Source organism: Erysipelatoclostridium sp. DFI.2.3, assembly GCF_019132535.1.
Taxonomy (GTDB): domain Bacteria; phylum Bacillota_I; class Bacilli_A; order Erysipelotrichales; family Erysipelotrichaceae; genus Clostridium_AQ; species Clostridium_AQ innocuum.
In genome coordinates, this window is sequence record NZ_JAHOOJ010000009.1 from 1 (window position 1) to 15366 (window position 15366).

Here is a 15366-nt window from a genome sequence, read left to right on the forward strand (position 1 = left end):
GACAAGATCCTTAATCTGCTTTGTCGAAATAAAAGATGTGTTCATAGTATTTTTCCTCCTGTAAGTATGTTTCGTATCTACATTCTTACCCGCTTTTTACTATTTACACATCTTTTGCTATATTCCCTATAAAGCCTTTATTTATCGTGTTTTGTGTTAAGGATGTATTAACATTTGGCTCTTTATAGCCATTTATCAGCCATCATCAGGCAGATTGTCAGCTTGCTCTGCTATCCGGTTGGCTATCTCGTTTTTGTCTGCTGTACTGCCCAGAACATTGTTGTGCGTTACTACGGTGTCCACCTGGTCTTTCATGTCCTGCCGGTTCTTGGATATGAACATGTATAAAACCTTGTCCATACGCCCCGCAATTGCTAGCTGTGTGTTGAACTCGTGAATACAAAGTTTTGCATTTTGTAATAGCTCCGCACGAACTGTTCCCGATTTTCCGTTGCACCAATCATAAAAACAAGTCTGACCAATACCTAAACATAGCCATAAACCTTCCATTGTTGGTATATAACCATCACGAATACATGTTTTAAAATACTCTACTATACGCAACTGACATTCATAATCTGTAGTAGCTTTAGATACTCCTAGACTACGTACTGAATTAGTTAATGTCTGTTGTACAAACAGCTTGAAGTCATCATCGTGCGGTGATTCTGCTAACATGTCGTTAAGAGTCTTCTTGCCTTGGTCTTCTTCTACAGCTTCCCATCTTGGCACTGGCTCCACGTTACCTTTCCCCTTAAGGAATCCTCTGGCTTTTTCCAGATCCACCGATCCATCCTCTGCCCTACAGCAGTTACGTTTATCAACCCAGTGGTATCTGGTCATCCAGCTCTTTACAGTGCCCTCAGTAGTGTTTAAGTCTTTGGCAATGTCCTTCAGTGCCCGACCTTTGCAATACTGGTAAAATCCTTTGTAATGTGGCTTCATGTTCTCACCTCACTTTTTTTCTTTTGTGTTATTTTCTTTTTTTAAATCTTTTAGTCTTTTAAAGATCTTTTAAAGCTTTTAAAAGACTACTAGCCTAGGTAGTAGCTATATACTCTACACATCACTGTTTTTAAAGCTATCTAAGAGCTGTTTAACCAGTGTAATGGTGTCTTTACGAGTGTAGTTATACAGCCTTGAAACAAGCTAGAAATCAACCAGAGAGTAATAAAAAAAGCAGCACTCACAAGAGCACTGCCTTTTATAACTTAGCCAAAGAATAACACAATTTTGAAGATTTGTCAACTTGATGAGTCAAGTGGAAAACTCAGTAAAATCAGGTGGAAAACCAAAAGAAAGCCGACCAGATCAGGCCGACTATTTGTAAGATTTTAAGACCCATTGCAGCATGCCAACGGCGATTGCTACAGGTGCCAAGATGCACCATCCCATTATTTTAAAAATTACTTTAATCATTTTTAACATCCCATCCCAAAATTGCTAATAACTCAATTTTTAATTTATCCCATGCCATATCGTAATGGTAGGATACGTAATCCATCATATCATTGATTTTATCAAATATAGATAAATCCCTAATATCACATGTTATTATTTCACCCCAGTTATCTTCTTTGCTTGCATCAACAACCGCAGGATAGCAGCAGTTTTCCCCACCTGTGTAAGTGAGATCATTACGGTTATATTCGTGGCAGAATATCCTATCACCTTGGCAGTAGTAATATGTATAACTGCCGATATACAGGCCGTCGTTATACCTATCACGCTCAAATAGTTTTACACCATTACTTTTTAAACTCTTGCATGTCATCACTTTATTATCCATTTATTATTCCTCTTTCTGCCCTGTTTCGGGGTCGTATGCGTGCACATTGCCATCAATAGACATATAAACCCATGCAGTACTATTACGCTCCTCGTAGGTCACAATAGCGTTGTTAATAATGCGCTCACGCTGTACATATAATCCAGCTGCAAAGCTGAGAACCGCCACAACGACGATTCCGGCAGCCAATAACATTTTATCTTTCATTTCCTCTGTTCCTCCGTCCCTGCCTCCCACAATAGGCGGCATACTCTGTAAAATACATAGATAAATATGATATTTTGTAAAGGCATGTTACACCTCCGCAAACGCTGCAATAGCAAGCGCCAGAACCTTTCCGGTATCATAATTTTTAACAGCATTGCCAATACTCTCCGCGTTGTAGCCAACATCCTTAAGTCCTGCCAGATCCCCACAAACACCATGATTTATTATCGCAAAATATCCGCCGTTTACATGCTCACCAAATACGATTAGATAATTAAATCCGTTGTAATCAATGGATATTTCTTTCGCTGAGGCATCGTAAACGCCTAATATGTTAGATTTCTTCATATTCTTTTCCTCATTCCCAAAATGGGTCATAAGCGAGCGGAATAATATACCATGTATCAAATGGTGGTATATTAGAGTTTACTGTGTTGATTAACAGCCTGCTCAAGGGGATATTAGAATCAGTGCAAAAGTCCCTTATAACTTGTTTACTTGCATCACTTAATCGTACATATAGATCAAATCTGTGATGACTAATATCCTCTGGTTTAATAACCTCGACAATCCGTTGATATAAAGTTTTCATGCTGTTGCCTCCTTTTTTCTCTGTGCTTTAATTGATTTCTCGCAATTCTTCCATTTGCTCTTCGGTAAAAATTCGCTCAAGCTGTTTATATTCCTTGATTACCGTAATATAAATTCTGTCGGCTGTTTTGCTATCTTCGTCATATCCAAATTCACAGCAAAATTCTTCAAAATTTCCAGGGTCATGTTTATTTAAACAAACTAAAATGTCATACTCTGTAGGTTTTGCGGCGGCTTTCTTTTCTTTTAACTCTTTTCTTGCTTTTGCTTTATCAGTAGATGCCAAGTAGTCATATTGACATTTAAAACGCTTCTTTGCATATTCGGAATGTGTCATTTTAGAAATTTCTGTATTATGGATAGAATCCCAAAATACAAACGACATCGAACCACGAGGAGAAGAAAGAACTATATTATAAAAATTTCTGTATTCCTTCTCTTTCCAGTTTGGGTTGGTGGTGCATCCGCCAAATTCAATATTACAAGTAGCCTTTGCTTTCTTTAAAAAATCTAAAGCCTGCTGTGTGTATTCATCCATTTTCATTTTCCTCCTGCTTTCGCTTTTGTCATTGTCTTCCTGCCGCACTAGGCTTAACACCTGTTTATACTCATCTAGTCGAGCAAACATCAATTTCAAACTTTTCTAGTGTTTTAAGTGTTATCGCTTCACTTTCTCTTAATTATCTTAATACCAATTCTATGTATTTTAGTAATGAACATCCATCTAATAATACTTCATTACCGTCATTATTTACTTTTGTATAAAACCCTAAATATCTTCCTGTTGTAACATCAATATCAACAATATTGAAATAATGTTGCATAGGAATTGAAGTTAATTCTAATTTTTTATAAATTTTATATTCATTTGCTTTTTTCATTTTGTTTTCCTCCTTGCCAACCTTAGCAATATGGTTTAAAATAGACCCAGAAGGCGGCTGTCGTGGGTTAGCCTTCTTTTTTTATTGTCTGGATCAATCTAGCTATAGCATTGATCAGCAGCCGCAGCTCTTTAATAAGCTGTGTCATGGCACCACCTCCTTGTATAATGTCCGCACGTCCCGGGATTTTGTAACGGCTTTATACTAAGGATTTCCTGCCACCTTCTGGATGATGCAAGACAGGTTAATGATTCGTGGTCATTGATTTGGTATCTCCTGCCTTGCACCTACATTATGCTATCCAGTCAACAACTTTTCACGGAATTTCGAATTTTTGGAAGGACGAAAAACGCCTTAAATAAAGGGTTTTCGTAAAATATGTGTGTACCCCCTATGCGCTAGGGAAAAGGGGGTGTAATAGGTAAAAACTGTTCCGGCCTGCCACGCAACAGCGAAAATTTCCTGAAAAATTTGTACAAGAAAGCAGACCAGTCACCTAGCCTACTTTCTCTATTGAGATTATGATTTTCTATTCTACATTCAGCATATGCCGGATTGCTGTATTGATACGATCATGATATGCCTGAGTGCTTATTCCAGCCTTCTCTGCAAGCTTGTACACGCTGATACCACGGCAGTATACGTTCAGCAGGGTTTCTTTCTGGTCTTTTGGAAGCCGGTTAAGGCGGTAATTTATCTTGTGTGTCTTGTCCAGACCTTTAAACTTCTGCATCCAGCGTTTAGCCTCAACATCATGAGTTGCGATTTCGATACTCAATTGTTGCAAATATGAGCCTTCTGGGAAGCTCACTGAACATCCATTGCCATAGCTATCATAAGACATACCAGACACTTTGCATTCCTGTTCAAGCAGCATTTGAAGTTCAAGAGCACTATGTAATTCTTTCTGTTGCTGATCCTGTGCAAAGTAATAGCACTCTAAGATTTTTTTCATGTAGCCAATTTCTTCTGTTGTTATCTCTACCATTTGTTTTCCTCCTATGCTATAATTAGCAATAGGTTATACATTGTTTCTTGACTGCTTTTGCGAGGGGCAGTCCTTTTTTATTACTCCTATGATGGTGCTTTTAATGCCTTGCCGCACTCAGAGCAAAATTTTGGAAATGGTTTATTGAGCATACCATGATAATTCACTTCCCTAATTCCAGTTCCACACGCTGGGCACACATACATTTTAAGCATGATAGTCTTAAGTTCATGCGGTTTATCGCCGTAATTTACAAACATATTTACTGGCTTTTCTTCAACCTTACAATCATCAGCAATCCTGTAATTAACATCAGTTATCGCCTTGTAAATCGCCTTTTGTTTGCTCAGTGGAAGGCTAAAACTTTGCTTTATCTCAAGCAGTTTATGAATCACCGCCTTGCGTGACAGTGTATTCCTACTCATTACTTTTACCTTCATGTTCTGGATTCCAATACGCTGAGTTTTTTGCTAGAGCCATGTCAATAAGGTAGAAATCATTTTCATCATTCATCATAATGTCGATACTCCATTTACCTTCAAGCCATGCACGAGGCATATGCTCAATAACCAATTTTTCAACTTCGTCTACATGCTGTTTAAAGTATTTATTTAACTGTGCTTCAGCATTTGAAAATACAGCCTTATCCTCTACGCTTAAATGTTCTTCACAGTATTGATAATTCCAGTAATTCACCGTATACAACAACTTCTGCTTATCAAAATCATAGAATACTCTAAACTCCGGACGAAGAGCCATGCCATTATATATTTCTCCAAAGTTTAATTTCGGATGAATATACTCTCTCAACACAATTTCATTAAATCCTTCTGCTCCAACAAGAAGTCCTGTATAATTTATATTCTCTAATTTCTTTACCACATCCTTCAAAGGCACAAAATCAATAATATGGCAGTCGGAAAATGTAAATTTATTTGAAAACACAGCATTTTTAATAAAGATTTCATCACTCTTTCTGTTTTTAATATGAAGGAAATCATCAAGCAATGGAATCAATATTTTTCGGCAAAATTCTTTTCTCTTTGCATTCATATCTTTGTCTTCGCCATAGATATATCCAATATATTTTCTTACATCATCATATGTAAACTGATAATAAGCACTTGCCGGTATTTTTAATCCGCAATCCTTAACTCTCTCATACCAGAAACTAAAATTGTTTGGATTACAAACCATTCTGAGCCATGTGTTATATGCCATGACATTCTCCGGAGGGAATTTAATTTCAGGTAATTTAATCATATTCTCACCACCTTATACTCATCCGGAGCAATGGATATCTGCTGCCTTTTTACCTCAATCACATGCCGGTAATTGTCATTCGGCCTATACTTCCCTGCTATTGTGTCGACAACTTCATACACCCTTCCTTTAATCGGCCGCAAGTTCTCCGATATATCGGTTAACTCATTTGTTATTCTAATCAACATCCTACCTTCTCTTTCCTTTCTTTCGCAGCTTGTCCATCCCTTTTAATTAAGATATCAAGTTGCCTTTGCATATCCATCATGATTCCTGTGTTAATCTCTTTCTGTTGCTGCATACCTGCCAGAAGAGCGTAATATATAGCCTGCTCCACGTAATCCATTAGTTGCTCTTTACAGACTGTGCCAACCTTAAATGACAGTAGATCATTCAGTTTCTTTTCAATTCCATAAACTGCTGACACATAAGGCTTAACACTCATCGGCACGTCAATATTCAATTCTCTTTCATACCCATTTTCAATATGATTGTCAGACAAATTATCACTCCGATCTTTTAATTCTAAATCATCTCTTGTGGCTCATATGCCTCTGGCAATGGCATCCAAGCTTTTACATAGTCTTTCTTCGACCGGTATTCATTGGTTTTCAATTAGCTCAATCGCTCGTTCATACACTTTGCTTTTCCATGTATGATCACACTTAGAATACATTGGACACTCTTCACAAATTTCATCGTGAAAATCACTTGCGGATTTTAAACAATGTAATACTATTTCTTTGTTTATTCCATCACTCATTTTCTTGCCCTTCTTGTGGTACTTCCCTGCGATAGAAACGGTTTTCTTCAAAATCTATGCAGAACCCATGTGCCGGATCATTTATGATTCGCCCCGCATATATAATTGCCTTTACTGGTTTCCAGTATAATAGTTCAAAAATGTAGATATATGACTTTATTTTATCATCCCAAACCCACATACCTTCTTTTAATTCTTCAATTTTTAGAGGTGGGTTGTCAGCTAACTCCTGCAAAATATCAACATCATCACAGTAAAAATCTGCAACCGTCCGTGGATGATAAAAGCCATCAGCTCGTTCATCGATGACGATTTTTTTTATAGCAAGTAATGCTTTTTGGTATTTATTCATTTTCATCACTCCAATCTATTGCCTGACCGCACTTTGGGCAGTAATCATATTTCTCATAATCCAATTCATAAGTTTTATCACAATTAGGACAGTCATACATGTCGTAAATTAATTGTCCTTTATCATCATAGCCATCACCCCAAATATTGGGTTTCTTGAGTGTTGCTTTATCTACTAATTCTTGCATAATATCGGCATCACGTTCTTTCGTAGTTGCTTTATCTTCCCCATAAAAATCGTGTGGAAAATCGTAGTCATCATCTAATATTCTATTTAGTGCTTCTTGATATTTATTCATATTCTCGCTCCTCGCTGGCTTATTCTCCCATGCAGCACGCCACCACTACATGGGTTTATCAAAAGGGAGATCATCACTGGCGATATCCAGTGTGCTGCTGCTTGTAAAGTCATTGGAGTAGGACTGGGAGCTGCTGTTGTCACTCTGGTAGCCCTGATTGCTTCCCTGCTCATAGTCAGGTACATAGGCATTGCTGTTCGCATTGCTTGCAGCAGCGCTTTTGCTTTCCAGAAACTGTACACTGTCTGCGACAACTTCTGTTACATAAACGCGTTTACCACTCTGATCATCAAAGCTGCGTGTCTGGATTCTTCCTTCCACACCGACCAGTGAGCCTTTATGTGTATACTGCGCTACGATATCCGCTGTTTTATTCCATGCTACCGTGTTGATGAAGTCAGCTTCCGGCTGTCCCTCCTGTTTGAAACGACGGGTGCAGGCTACTGTGAAGCTTGTGACGCTGACACCGTTTGCAGTCTTACGCAGCACTGGGTCTTTTGTGATTCTCCCGACATATATCACTCTGTTAATCATTCTTTTCACTCTCCTTCATTGCTTCCTCTTTACTGATAACTTCAAATTCATAGACCCATACCCAAGGGTTAGCATCCCAGCCATAAATGCTTAGTTCTGGCTTTTTTATGATAGAATCCCATAAATAAGCAAATGCTGCAATAGCATGCGTTCTGGCAGTTTCGTGCAGTGCATGCTTAATACTAAACGGGCATGCATTTTCCATAGTCCATGCTCCCTCTTTTATTGCTTGATCAGTAGTGATATCTTGCAATCGCTCTATACGTACATCTGTAACTCGAAGAAATAAACGTGCGGCTTCTTTGGGCATATGGATAGATGGTTTCCATTTCGGCAATTCTACCCAATGTATGTGTTCTTTTTCAAACCAGAAACCTTTTTGACCTTCCGTATAATCCGCTTTGTATAAATAATAACTCGCTTCTCCATCGTAATCGCCGCATGTTTCACGCACATACAATACATCGCCCTTTTTATATCTTGCTTGACTTTTAATATAAGCATCTAATACAAAATCAAATAGGAATCTATGATCATAAACTAGCGTTTCTCCATTCTTTTCAAATACATTAATTTCATGCTTCACGCAACGTCTTGTAACCGTCTTCCTGTCCTCTAAAATAGCCCGCACCATCTCGGTGTTAAACAATATAGGTTTCATTGTTTGGGCTTCCCATCATCTATAATTGCCTTTATTCTCCTGAGCTGGTCAAGGGTTAAATTCAGGCGATACCAATTACAACGATTAAAATAAGAAAGTAATGATCCCTTTTCCTGTTTATTTTCAACTTCCGATCTTGAAAGATACAAAATATAATCATATCCGTAACCATATCCTGTGTCTTTTTGCTTGCCATCACTGATATTAAATTTATACATTTCACCAAACTTCTCTGTTTCAATATATTTTTTTCCAATTTTTGAAATCTTAGTTTCGATGATATCTGTGCCATATTTAGCGGCATTCCCTACAGGTTCGATATACACAGTCTGTCCAACACTTAGTTCACTTCTTTCCATTGTTCTCACTTCCTTCTGACTCATAAAATTTACATGCTCTATCATTCGATCGGATATCAGTGGATTTACTGCCATTATTTCCGATTTTGCGGCACTTATGGAATCTTCTATTGCATCTTTCATATGAATAATGATACTTACAATCATCACATCTGTGCATGCCGTCATATCCAGCAACTTCACGGAATGCTTGCTTTATAGTCTTTTTGCCTCTTTTTTCATATTTCATTATTGAAAGATCGACAGCTCTTCCAAATAGGCTTTCTTGTTTCAAAATTTCACCTACTTTCTATAAACTCATAAATACTCCTGAATCATCGGTAGCTGCTTAAATATTGCTTCCATCACTGGCACGCAGATACTGTTTCCTGCCAGTGCTGAAATCTGGATATCTGTTAGCCCGTTCTCTACCATTCGCCAATAATCGGCATCATCAAATCCCATTAAACGCCAATGCTCTAATGCAGTCAGCATCCGTAATTTACCGTGATAATATATGGCAATACGTGGATGGGTAGTCAAGGTAGGACACACTTTCCGTCCTACCCTTCCTCTGCGTGTTTTGCTATTTGGAAATTCTACATTCACAGTGTCAAATTCTTCAACGATTTTATATCCAAGCTTCGTAGCTTCCCTAACACATAATTGTCCATCTTTCTGAAAAAATAGTTTTTTCTCATTCTCAGATAAAGCATTCAGTTCAAAATTCACATCGTAATCCAGATAATGGCGGATATCCTTTTTAAGTGCCTGTGGTTCCGGAAATTGATATCTACCATCAAGCATACTTACTGTATAAAGCCTGTCTCTAGCCTGAGCAGAACCATATCCAGAAGCTTTAAGAATGGCATATGAAGTTGTGTATCCAAGGGAAGACATCGTGTCGCAATAATGGTCAAAATGTTCAATGTGCCGGTGTGATATAAGATTCGGTACATTCTCCCAAATCACCGTTTTTGGTCTTCTTAACAATTCCTTTTCAATGATTTCAAGGGTTCTTTCATACAGGATTGAACGACCTGTATTTATGTTATTTAAGCCATTTTTACTGAAATCCTGACAAGGTGAGCCATGAATAAGAATGTCAACATCCATGTTCCATGTGCAAATATCTTGTGGCTTGTACCCATTGTCAAAAATACAGTTATATGCCTGTACCGCATACGGCAGTATTTCAACATAATCAATGGATTTGATATCCACACCAAGATTTTCAAGCCCCTTTCGTGGAGCACCAACACCACCAAACAATTCAAGCATCTTGATCATTTCACTATCTCCAAAATATCAGTTGGATCATTTTCAGTTCCGGCTAAGACAAATCTGCACTTCAGTCCTTGCTTAGCCAAATAGTTCAGAATTCTCTTTTTCCCATATCGTGATATGTACTTGCGTTCAATCACAGTCCTACCTTTTGATTTAAGCGTTGTTGCAACATAAGGTGGTAATACAACCTTCTCATATTTTCTTGGTTTTTCAGTTTCAGCTTCAAAATCTACTCCCATCATTTCACCTGCAACCTTCCAGAACTCCTTCTGCTTGATCGTACCTGTGTATATTTTCAAATAATTATTGATGCTTACCGGAGTAATACCTATCCGTTCTGCCAATTCACTTCGGAACGATTTATGCTCCTGCTCCCATTTTTTTAGCAATTCTGCTCTTTTAGCTATCCGCATATCCCTCACTCCCTTCTGATTCGTTATCAGCGCCTCATATGGCTGTTCCATGGCGTGTAACGGGCGGAAGTGAGCACCGATAAGGGGCAACACCTTTCACCTCGCTATAACACCGCTACACGTACAGATTACTTATCTTTGCTTAATGCAAATTCAATCAATGCCTCTTTTATCTCTTGTGGCGGAATCTTTTTTATTAGTTCGATATTAAAATCCCCTGATTTTATCATTTCATAAACTTTCCACATCTACATCACCTCAAATCTCTGAATCGCTTTATAGAACATGATTTTTAATTTTCCAAGCCTGCCACTACGGTTTTTAGCAACTATCAAATCATACTCTGGTGTCTGATCGTTGATATCGTTTGAAGGATTATGAAGAAAGAGTATTGCATGTCCAGACTGCTCTAGCTCACCGCTATCTTTCAGATTTGTTAAAGTAGGTGCCTCTGTTCCTTCCCTGTTAATCTGGGCGAGAAGAAATATCGTGCAGTTAAAATCCTTTGTCATAATCTGTAATTCTCTTGTAACTTCTCCTACACGCTCCCTATCATTTTGTCGTTTCCTCGTTGACACATAACCAACATAATCTATAAAAACAATGCAGTGTCCATCCTTACATTCTCTTGAAATTATTTTTCTAATACCATCAATACTTTTAGAACCATTGTATACCTTGATTTTTTTGCTACGCACAATGTTTATAGCCTGAATGATTTTATTACTCAGCGTTTTGTTCTGCCTTGCCTTTATTAGCTCATTGATAGGTACACCACTGTTAACACTGACTAATCTCTGATACAACTCCTTTTCTGTCATTTCCATGTTCATGTATAAACACTTATAATTCCGGGATAGATCATCAATCAAATTCAATGCAAAAGCAGATTTACCTACGGATGTTCTGGCAGCAATGATATTCATTGTATTTTCGATGAAACCAATTTTTTCTTGTAGACTTGCGAATCTCACAAACTTGATTTTTGCATTATCTGTTGTGACTAACTCATACATATCCACTGCGCTTAACATAGTTGCATTAGATTCCTGTGCAAAGGTAACACCAACTTTTGATATTTCACTGACCATTTCATCATATGTAATTTCTTCTTTATCACACTTTGCCAAAATCTCATGTGCTTTACGCCTTTTGTATACTTCTTGCAACCCATCGACATAGGCATAAAAGTTTTTTGAGCTAAAGTATTGATCTTGAAGCGCAAACAAATAATCTGGAAGCTTATAGATATCTTCATTTCTTTTTGCAACTTCAATAAAATCAACAATACCTTTGCTTTTGTAAATATCTTTCATACTTTGGTAAATTCTACGATGTCTAATATCCGTGAATATCTCTGGATCTAGTTCAGACTCTTTCAGCATTTCATCATTTACCATGAGAATGGAGAGTACCTGTTGTTCTAGGAGATAACTTTTGTCAGAATCACAATAATTCATATTCCGGTTGAGCCTTCTTATTTGTCTGACTATTCTTTCCATTTTGGATAGTATAATCATCCTCCCAGCATCTTTGATTAAACCAGGTAGAGCCATTCTTTATGAAGCGCATTTCTGTATTCGTTGCTTTGATATATTCACAATATGCAATAAGGCCTTTCTTCACTTCCTCAAACTTAGCAGGATTCTTCTTTTTCTTGCATTCTCTTTCATAAGACTTAAATGCATTAGTCTTACCTTTTTTGTTAGGATAAAGCTTCCATAATTCTTCAAATTCATCATGAATTTGCACATTATATTTATATATATCTATCTCTAACTCTATCTCTGGTGTAGATTTGTCCGGACATTTGTCCGTTTCTTCTTTTCCTGTCAAATCAAATTGAATTTCTTTTATATTTCTTTTATTATAAGTATTTGATTTATAAGTATTTAATTGTTGGTGGTTTTCAATGGTCTGAAAACATGTGCCTTGATTATGTGCCTCTTGATATACGATGTCTTGACACGCTACCTTTTCATCTTGTGGAAATTCATAGATATTGTACTCATATTCAATGATTCCACTATCTGTTTGATTAGGATATAACTTACGTATGACAACATAACCTGCTTCTCTTAATTCTTTCAAAGCATTTTCAACAGCTGTTCTGCCTTCTCTGGATATTGCCACCAGACCGTTGATTGAATAATCCCAATCATCAGGTAACCCTAACATCATGCTAAGCAAACCTTTTGCTTTTAACGATAAATCCTTATTTCGTAGATGGTGGTTAGGCATGACAGTATAGTCTTTATTCAGATGCCTTTTATATGAAGCCATACCTTATGCCTCTTTTAACAAATCCGGAATATACCACGGTTCTTCGTCTTCCCATTGACACCATGTAAAGGGTTCTTTGGAAAAGAGCTGGAAATTGGCAGAATCACTAATTTCATGGCAGTATTCACTTACCCAAACCAGTTCATTCTTTATTGGCTTTCCATCATGTGCATACAAGTCTCCACCTTTATCTCTAGCAATCCAACAACTTCTATATGCAGGCTTTAAAGCTTTTAGGAATTCTTTTTCAAATGGAGCTAATTTCGGCAATTCCTTTCTTTTCCAAATAGAGATTAGACCATCTCCATTTAATGTGCACTTTTCCAAATCTGGTATAAACACTTCGATTATGTCGCATTCTGTGAACTCACAATCTGTCATATCATCATTGTATTCTTTGAATTCAAAATATCCACATTTGTCAATAAATATGCCATCACTTGAACTTATAGATACGTGGTCTCTCATAACAAGAGACATGTCACCATTCCTTGACTTAACCCACATACCCGTTTTCAAATCACTCAGTTTCATTTTCTTCATCCCCTTCTTTCACTGCCCCCTTACCCCCATGACTTTTCGCTTTTGAGCTAACTTTTCCAAGAAAATCAATGTATAGAAACTGATACAACATTTCAAAACGCTCTGTGTACGTTGCAATGGTATCTCCCTGCTCGATTGGCATTCTCCGGAGGATTGCGTATAGGCAAGTCAAAATGTCGCTGTAATAGCTCTTATTACGCCACTGTAAAGTGTTCGTTTTTTCTGATATATAAGCTTCCTGTAAAATAAAGCTGTCGTTATCACCATTCAAAATGCGTAGTTTGTCATTAATTTGTAAAGTGATAACTTCATTGCTTTCATCGTTCATGTAGTACCTCCTCAATCGTGATTTCTACCCTTGGGATATCACTGTAATACTTATTTACTTCAAGATGCACAATCTGGCTGTCATCGGCATAGGCAACCTTATTCAGTGCATCACATATGGCTTTAGCAATGTTATCTGCATCAGGGCGCTTTGTGTGCTTTATCAATCCAGTGTTCATCAACTCTTTTTTCTTTCTACTGGTTGATTTTGGGATAGAGAAGAAAGCATCAATTCTCATTGACACTTCCCCCTCTAAAGGATTATTCAATCCACGGCACGCTTCAGCATATGAGAGCTTCACTAAATTCTCATAATTCGTTGTCTTGGTCGGAGTATATGATCTTACAAAATTTCCCTGTCTGCTGAACTTAGGTCTTCCTTTTGCTACTGGTTCACCATAGACGGTAAATTGCATTATCCGACTACTACCACTGTGCCATTTGCAATTTCTTCAGCAAGAGCTTCACGCAGATAATCCGATGTGTTTCGCTGTGCTTCTAATTTCCACATTCCTCCATCAGCTTCATAAAGTGCCATTTTACCGCCGTCTCGAACACGTAACAGGAATCTACTTTCTGGCTGAGTTAATTCGGTAAAAGTACGGTATGGAGCAAGTCTCACAATTGGGTTAATCTGGAATTCTTCCGGTTTTTTGATGGTGGTGCCGCTCACCTGAGATACTTTCAGTCCAAATCCATCATCCTCCATTGAAACCTTCGATTCATCGGTAATGGATGATACAATAGCGACCAACTTATTCAAATTGTCAGTTTCAACAAAGCAAGTTTTCAACTGGATTACAAATGATTCCATGTCCATCCAATGATCAAATGATATACGAGGCAATAAAGGTGTTGTTTCGATCAAAACATTACGTTCCAGACGTTCATTGAGTCCGCTATATACATCAATTTCTTTATATCCAACATTGACAACATACGGAAGCACAAACTTACAACCACTGATACAATCTTTAATATAGTCTACTGTGGAATCCAAACTATAAAGTCTCATTTTAGATGCCATGTCTGTAGGTATGCGGTGTGCATCTCCTTTTACATAAGTTTCACCGTTAATATCTTTTACGATGATTTCCTGTGAATCGGTAGCTAATCTAGCTACATACTGCAATGCTTCTTTTAACATAATGCTTCTCCTCCTGCCCTATTGGCTTCTTCCTTTGTGATGATTTTTTCTGCTTCCATGCCGATTACAAATACTTCCGGTTCGATGATGTCACCTTCAAAATTGATCTGCCCTGGTGCCTGCCCTGTCATTTCCTTTAAAACATTAACCACTTCACCAGTTTCTTTATTCTGCTCCATGACATTGAATAACGTTGTTTCGATTGGGTTTGCCGGCACAAGTTTTACCGATGCCTGAACCGCCATTTTGATTTCCTTTCGCTCATTCTGCGGAGCGAATTCCAACTTTATCGTGATAGCTCTTTTTTTTCTTTCGTCAGTATTCATATCATTGATATTTGCCAATACCTGTTCTAATGCATAATCAGCCTTCTCCATGATTTTTCCATGACATGCTTCGATAATTGATTTCTTTGTCTGTTTCATTTTGTTCCCTCTCTTTCCTTACTCCTGCGGCATTTCAAATACATTGTTTAGATATAAATATGTACCATCCTCCATGGCCGGCGTACCAAGAAATCCTTTAATTTCGCACATAACTTCCTTAGCCCGCTCAGGTGACGCATAATCACCAAGTACAACTTTGCTGTCATCTTCCCATGTTTCATCATATCCAAGTATTTCTGCATGGCACTGCTGAAACTTTTTGAAAATTCCTAAGTATTCTTTATCCTGAGATTCTATATACAAACTCATACGATT

The 15366-nt window shown here is 37.6% G+C and carries 28 protein-coding genes; all 28 read right to left on the reverse strand.

Features of this window, described 5'->3' with window-relative positions:
* Positions 1-195: 195 nt before the first annotated feature.
* On the reverse strand, positions 196-945 hold the full coding sequence (locus KSZ58_RS10330) for a phage terminase small subunit-related protein (RefSeq protein WP_118002526.1): 750 nt from the start codon (positions 943-945) through the stop codon (positions 196-198).
* A 466-nt stretch (positions 946-1411) separates the two neighbouring features.
* Complete coding sequence (locus tag KSZ58_RS10335) at positions 1412-1789, reverse strand: hypothetical protein (RefSeq protein WP_118002525.1); 378 nt, start codon at positions 1787-1789, stop codon at positions 1412-1414.
* 3 nt (positions 1790-1792) lie between these two features.
* Complete coding sequence (locus tag KSZ58_RS10340) at positions 1793-2038, reverse strand: hypothetical protein (RefSeq protein WP_217752698.1); 246 nt, start codon at positions 2036-2038, stop codon at positions 1793-1795.
* Positions 2039-2083: 45 nt separating this feature from the next.
* Positions 2084-2344, reverse strand: coding sequence for a DUF6618 family protein (locus KSZ58_RS10345; protein ID WP_118002523.1), 261 nt, complete (start codon positions 2342-2344; stop codon positions 2084-2086).
* A gap of 10 nt (positions 2345-2354) precedes the next feature.
* The gene (locus KSZ58_RS10350) at positions 2355-2588 is read right to left on the reverse strand and encodes a hypothetical protein (protein WP_118002522.1); all 234 of its coding nucleotides are present in this window, start codon (positions 2586-2588) and stop codon (positions 2355-2357) included.
* A 27-nt stretch (positions 2589-2615) separates the two neighbouring features.
* Complete coding sequence (locus KSZ58_RS10355; RefSeq protein WP_217752699.1) at positions 2616-3125, reverse strand: hypothetical protein; 510 nt, start codon at positions 3123-3125, stop codon at positions 2616-2618.
* A gap of 142 nt (positions 3126-3267) precedes the next feature.
* Entirely contained in the window at positions 3268-3468 is a 201-nt protein-coding gene (locus KSZ58_RS10360) for a hypothetical protein (protein ID WP_118002520.1), read from the reverse strand.
* 529 nt (positions 3469-3997) lie between these two features.
* Positions 3998-4456, reverse strand: a complete 459-nt coding sequence (locus tag KSZ58_RS10365; RefSeq protein ID WP_217752700.1) for a hypothetical protein — start codon at positions 4454-4456, stop codon at positions 3998-4000.
* An 86-nt stretch (positions 4457-4542) separates the two neighbouring features.
* Positions 4543-4896, reverse strand: coding sequence for a hypothetical protein (locus tag KSZ58_RS10370; protein ID WP_217752701.1), 354 nt, complete (start codon positions 4894-4896; stop codon positions 4543-4545).
* A complete protein-coding gene (locus KSZ58_RS10375) occupies positions 4874-5719 on the reverse strand; it encodes a hypothetical protein (protein ID WP_142419619.1) in 846 nt (281 codons plus the stop codon). Before KSZ58_RS10375 ends, KSZ58_RS10370 begins: the two co-directional genes overlap by 23 nt.
* On the reverse strand, positions 5716-5907 hold the full coding sequence (locus KSZ58_RS10380; RefSeq protein WP_055201022.1) for a hypothetical protein: 192 nt from the start codon (positions 5905-5907) through the stop codon (positions 5716-5718). Before KSZ58_RS10380 ends, KSZ58_RS10375 begins: the two co-directional genes overlap by 4 nt.
* Positions 5901-6221, reverse strand: a complete 321-nt coding sequence (locus tag KSZ58_RS10385; protein ID WP_065531528.1) for a hypothetical protein — start codon at positions 6219-6221, stop codon at positions 5901-5903. Before KSZ58_RS10385 ends, KSZ58_RS10380 begins: the two co-directional genes overlap by 7 nt.
* A gap of 99 nt (positions 6222-6320) precedes the next feature.
* A complete protein-coding gene (locus KSZ58_RS10390; protein ID WP_217752702.1) occupies positions 6321-6482 on the reverse strand; it encodes a hypothetical protein in 162 nt (53 codons plus the stop codon).
* Positions 6475-6834, reverse strand: coding sequence for a hypothetical protein (locus KSZ58_RS10395; protein WP_217752703.1), 360 nt, complete (start codon positions 6832-6834; stop codon positions 6475-6477). The genes KSZ58_RS10390 and KSZ58_RS10395 overlap by 8 nt, the downstream gene beginning before the upstream one ends.
* Entirely contained in the window at positions 6827-7132 is a 306-nt protein-coding gene (locus KSZ58_RS10400; RefSeq protein ID WP_217752704.1) for a hypothetical protein, read from the reverse strand. Before KSZ58_RS10400 ends, KSZ58_RS10395 begins: the two co-directional genes overlap by 8 nt.
* Positions 7133-7177: 45 nt before the next feature.
* Positions 7178-7666, reverse strand: a complete 489-nt coding sequence (locus tag KSZ58_RS10405) for a single-stranded DNA-binding protein (protein WP_217752705.1) — start codon at positions 7664-7666, stop codon at positions 7178-7180.
* Entirely contained in the window at positions 7659-8327 is a 669-nt protein-coding gene (locus tag KSZ58_RS10410) for a hypothetical protein (RefSeq protein WP_217752706.1), read from the reverse strand. Before KSZ58_RS10410 ends, KSZ58_RS10405 begins: the two co-directional genes overlap by 8 nt.
* Positions 8324-8869: a hypothetical protein gene (locus KSZ58_RS10415; protein ID WP_217752707.1), complete on the reverse strand. Its 546-nt coding sequence runs from the start codon at positions 8867-8869 to the stop codon at positions 8324-8326. The genes KSZ58_RS10410 and KSZ58_RS10415 overlap by 4 nt, the downstream gene beginning before the upstream one ends.
* Before the next feature lie 114 nt (positions 8870-8983).
* The gene (locus tag KSZ58_RS10420; RefSeq protein WP_217752708.1) at positions 8984-9955 is read right to left on the reverse strand and encodes a DNA cytosine methyltransferase; all 972 of its coding nucleotides are present in this window, start codon (positions 9953-9955) and stop codon (positions 8984-8986) included.
* Positions 9952-10416, reverse strand: a complete 465-nt coding sequence (locus tag KSZ58_RS10425) for a hypothetical protein (protein WP_217752709.1) — start codon at positions 10414-10416, stop codon at positions 9952-9954. The genes KSZ58_RS10420 and KSZ58_RS10425 overlap by 4 nt, the downstream gene beginning before the upstream one ends.
* A gap of 197 nt (positions 10417-10613) precedes the next feature.
* The gene (locus tag KSZ58_RS10430) at positions 10614-11825 is read right to left on the reverse strand and encodes a DnaB-like helicase C-terminal domain-containing protein (RefSeq protein ID WP_217752710.1); all 1212 of its coding nucleotides are present in this window, start codon (positions 11823-11825) and stop codon (positions 10614-10616) included.
* Entirely contained in the window at positions 11812-12648 is an 837-nt protein-coding gene (locus KSZ58_RS10435) for a helix-turn-helix domain-containing protein (protein WP_217752711.1), read from the reverse strand. The genes KSZ58_RS10430 and KSZ58_RS10435 overlap by 14 nt, the downstream gene beginning before the upstream one ends.
* Before the next feature lie 3 nt (positions 12649-12651).
* Entirely contained in the window at positions 12652-13182 is a 531-nt protein-coding gene (locus KSZ58_RS10440; protein WP_217752712.1) for a hypothetical protein, read from the reverse strand.
* A complete protein-coding gene (locus tag KSZ58_RS10445; protein WP_217752713.1) occupies positions 13169-13519 on the reverse strand; it encodes a hypothetical protein in 351 nt (116 codons plus the stop codon). The genes KSZ58_RS10440 and KSZ58_RS10445 overlap by 14 nt, the downstream gene beginning before the upstream one ends.
* On the reverse strand, positions 13509-13934 hold the full coding sequence (locus tag KSZ58_RS10450) for a RusA family crossover junction endodeoxyribonuclease (protein WP_142419605.1): 426 nt from the start codon (positions 13932-13934) through the stop codon (positions 13509-13511). The genes KSZ58_RS10445 and KSZ58_RS10450 overlap by 11 nt, the downstream gene beginning before the upstream one ends.
* Positions 13934-14665 carry a hypothetical protein gene (locus KSZ58_RS10455; RefSeq protein WP_217752714.1) on the reverse strand — a complete coding sequence of 244 codons (732 nt, stop codon included), beginning with the start codon at positions 14663-14665 and terminating at the stop codon, positions 13934-13936. Before KSZ58_RS10455 ends, KSZ58_RS10450 begins: the two co-directional genes overlap by 1 nt.
* Positions 14659-15090: a hypothetical protein gene (locus KSZ58_RS10460; protein WP_055201048.1), complete on the reverse strand. Its 432-nt coding sequence runs from the start codon at positions 15088-15090 to the stop codon at positions 14659-14661. Before KSZ58_RS10460 ends, KSZ58_RS10455 begins: the two co-directional genes overlap by 7 nt.
* Before the next feature lie 18 nt (positions 15091-15108).
* Positions 15109-15360 carry a hypothetical protein gene (locus KSZ58_RS10465; RefSeq protein WP_217752715.1) on the reverse strand — a complete coding sequence of 84 codons (252 nt, stop codon included), beginning with the start codon at positions 15358-15360 and terminating at the stop codon, positions 15109-15111.
* Positions 15361-15366: the final 6 nt, after the last annotated feature.

Excerpts from the sequence above, each read along its gene's own strand:
- KSZ58_RS10330 (WP_118002526.1), bottom strand. The coding sequence starts at position 945 with ATGAAGCCACATTACAAAGGATTTTACCAGTATTGCAAAGGTCGGGCA.
- KSZ58_RS10335 (WP_118002525.1), bottom strand. The coding sequence starts at position 1,789 with ATGGATAATAAAGTGATGACATGCAAGAGTTTAAAAAGTAATGGTGTA.
- KSZ58_RS10340 (WP_217752698.1), bottom strand. The coding sequence starts at position 2,038 with ATGCCGCCTATTGTGGGAGGCAGGGACGGAGGAACAGAGGAAATGAAA.
- KSZ58_RS10345 (WP_118002523.1), bottom strand. The coding sequence starts at position 2,344 with ATGAAGAAATCTAACATATTAGGCGTTTACGATGCCTCAGCGAAAGAA.
- KSZ58_RS10350 (WP_118002522.1), bottom strand. The coding sequence starts at position 2,588 with ATGAAAACTTTATATCAACGGATTGTCGAGGTTATTAAACCAGAGGAT.
- KSZ58_RS10355 (WP_217752699.1), bottom strand. The coding sequence starts at position 3,125 with ATGGATGAATACACACAGCAGGCTTTAGATTTTTTAAAGAAAGCAAAG.
- KSZ58_RS10360 (WP_118002520.1), bottom strand. The coding sequence starts at position 3,468 with ATGAAAAAAGCAAATGAATATAAAATTTATAAAAAATTAGAATTAACT.
- KSZ58_RS10365 (WP_217752700.1), bottom strand. The coding sequence starts at position 4,456 with ATGGTAGAGATAACAACAGAAGAAATTGGCTACATGAAAAAAATCTTA.
- KSZ58_RS10370 (WP_217752701.1), bottom strand. The coding sequence starts at position 4,896 with ATGAAGGTAAAAGTAATGAGTAGGAATACACTGTCACGCAAGGCGGTG.
- KSZ58_RS10375 (WP_142419619.1), bottom strand. The coding sequence starts at position 5,719 with ATGATTAAATTACCTGAAATTAAATTCCCTCCGGAGAATGTCATGGCA.
- KSZ58_RS10380 (WP_055201022.1), bottom strand. The coding sequence starts at position 5,907 with ATGTTGATTAGAATAACAAATGAGTTAACCGATATATCGGAGAACTTG.
- KSZ58_RS10390 (WP_217752702.1), bottom strand. The coding sequence starts at position 6,482 with ATGAGTGATGGAATAAACAAAGAAATAGTATTACATTGTTTAAAATCC.
- KSZ58_RS10395 (WP_217752703.1), bottom strand. The coding sequence starts at position 6,834 with ATGAATAAATACCAAAAAGCATTACTTGCTATAAAAAAAATCGTCATC.
- KSZ58_RS10400 (WP_217752704.1), bottom strand. The coding sequence starts at position 7,132 with ATGAATAAATATCAAGAAGCACTAAATAGAATATTAGATGATGACTAC.
- KSZ58_RS10405 (WP_217752705.1), bottom strand. The coding sequence starts at position 7,666 with ATGATTAACAGAGTGATATATGTCGGGAGAATCACAAAAGACCCAGTG.
- KSZ58_RS10410 (WP_217752706.1), bottom strand. The coding sequence starts at position 8,327 with ATGAAACCTATATTGTTTAACACCGAGATGGTGCGGGCTATTTTAGAG.
- KSZ58_RS10420 (WP_217752708.1), bottom strand. The coding sequence starts at position 9,955 with ATGATCAAGATGCTTGAATTGTTTGGTGGTGTTGGTGCTCCACGAAAG.
- KSZ58_RS10425 (WP_217752709.1), bottom strand. The coding sequence starts at position 10,416 with ATGGAACAGCCATATGAGGCGCTGATAACGAATCAGAAGGGAGTGAGG.
- KSZ58_RS10430 (WP_217752710.1), bottom strand. The coding sequence starts at position 11,825 with ATGAATTATTGTGATTCTGACAAAAGTTATCTCCTAGAACAACAGGTA.
- KSZ58_RS10435 (WP_217752711.1), bottom strand. The coding sequence starts at position 12,648 with ATGGCTTCATATAAAAGGCATCTGAATAAAGACTATACTGTCATGCCT.
- KSZ58_RS10440 (WP_217752712.1), bottom strand. The coding sequence starts at position 13,182 with ATGAAACTGAGTGATTTGAAAACGGGTATGTGGGTTAAGTCAAGGAAT.
- KSZ58_RS10445 (WP_217752713.1), bottom strand. The coding sequence starts at position 13,519 with ATGAACGATGAAAGCAATGAAGTTATCACTTTACAAATTAATGACAAA.
- KSZ58_RS10450 (WP_142419605.1), bottom strand. The coding sequence starts at position 13,934 with ATGCAATTTACCGTCTATGGTGAACCAGTAGCAAAAGGAAGACCTAAG.
- KSZ58_RS10455 (WP_217752714.1), bottom strand. The coding sequence starts at position 14,665 with ATGTTAAAAGAAGCATTGCAGTATGTAGCTAGATTAGCTACCGATTCA.
- KSZ58_RS10460 (WP_055201048.1), bottom strand. The coding sequence starts at position 15,090 with ATGAAACAGACAAAGAAATCAATTATCGAAGCATGTCATGGAAAAATC.
- KSZ58_RS10465 (WP_217752715.1), bottom strand. The coding sequence starts at position 15,360 with ATGAGTTTGTATATAGAATCTCAGGATAAAGAATACTTAGGAATTTTC.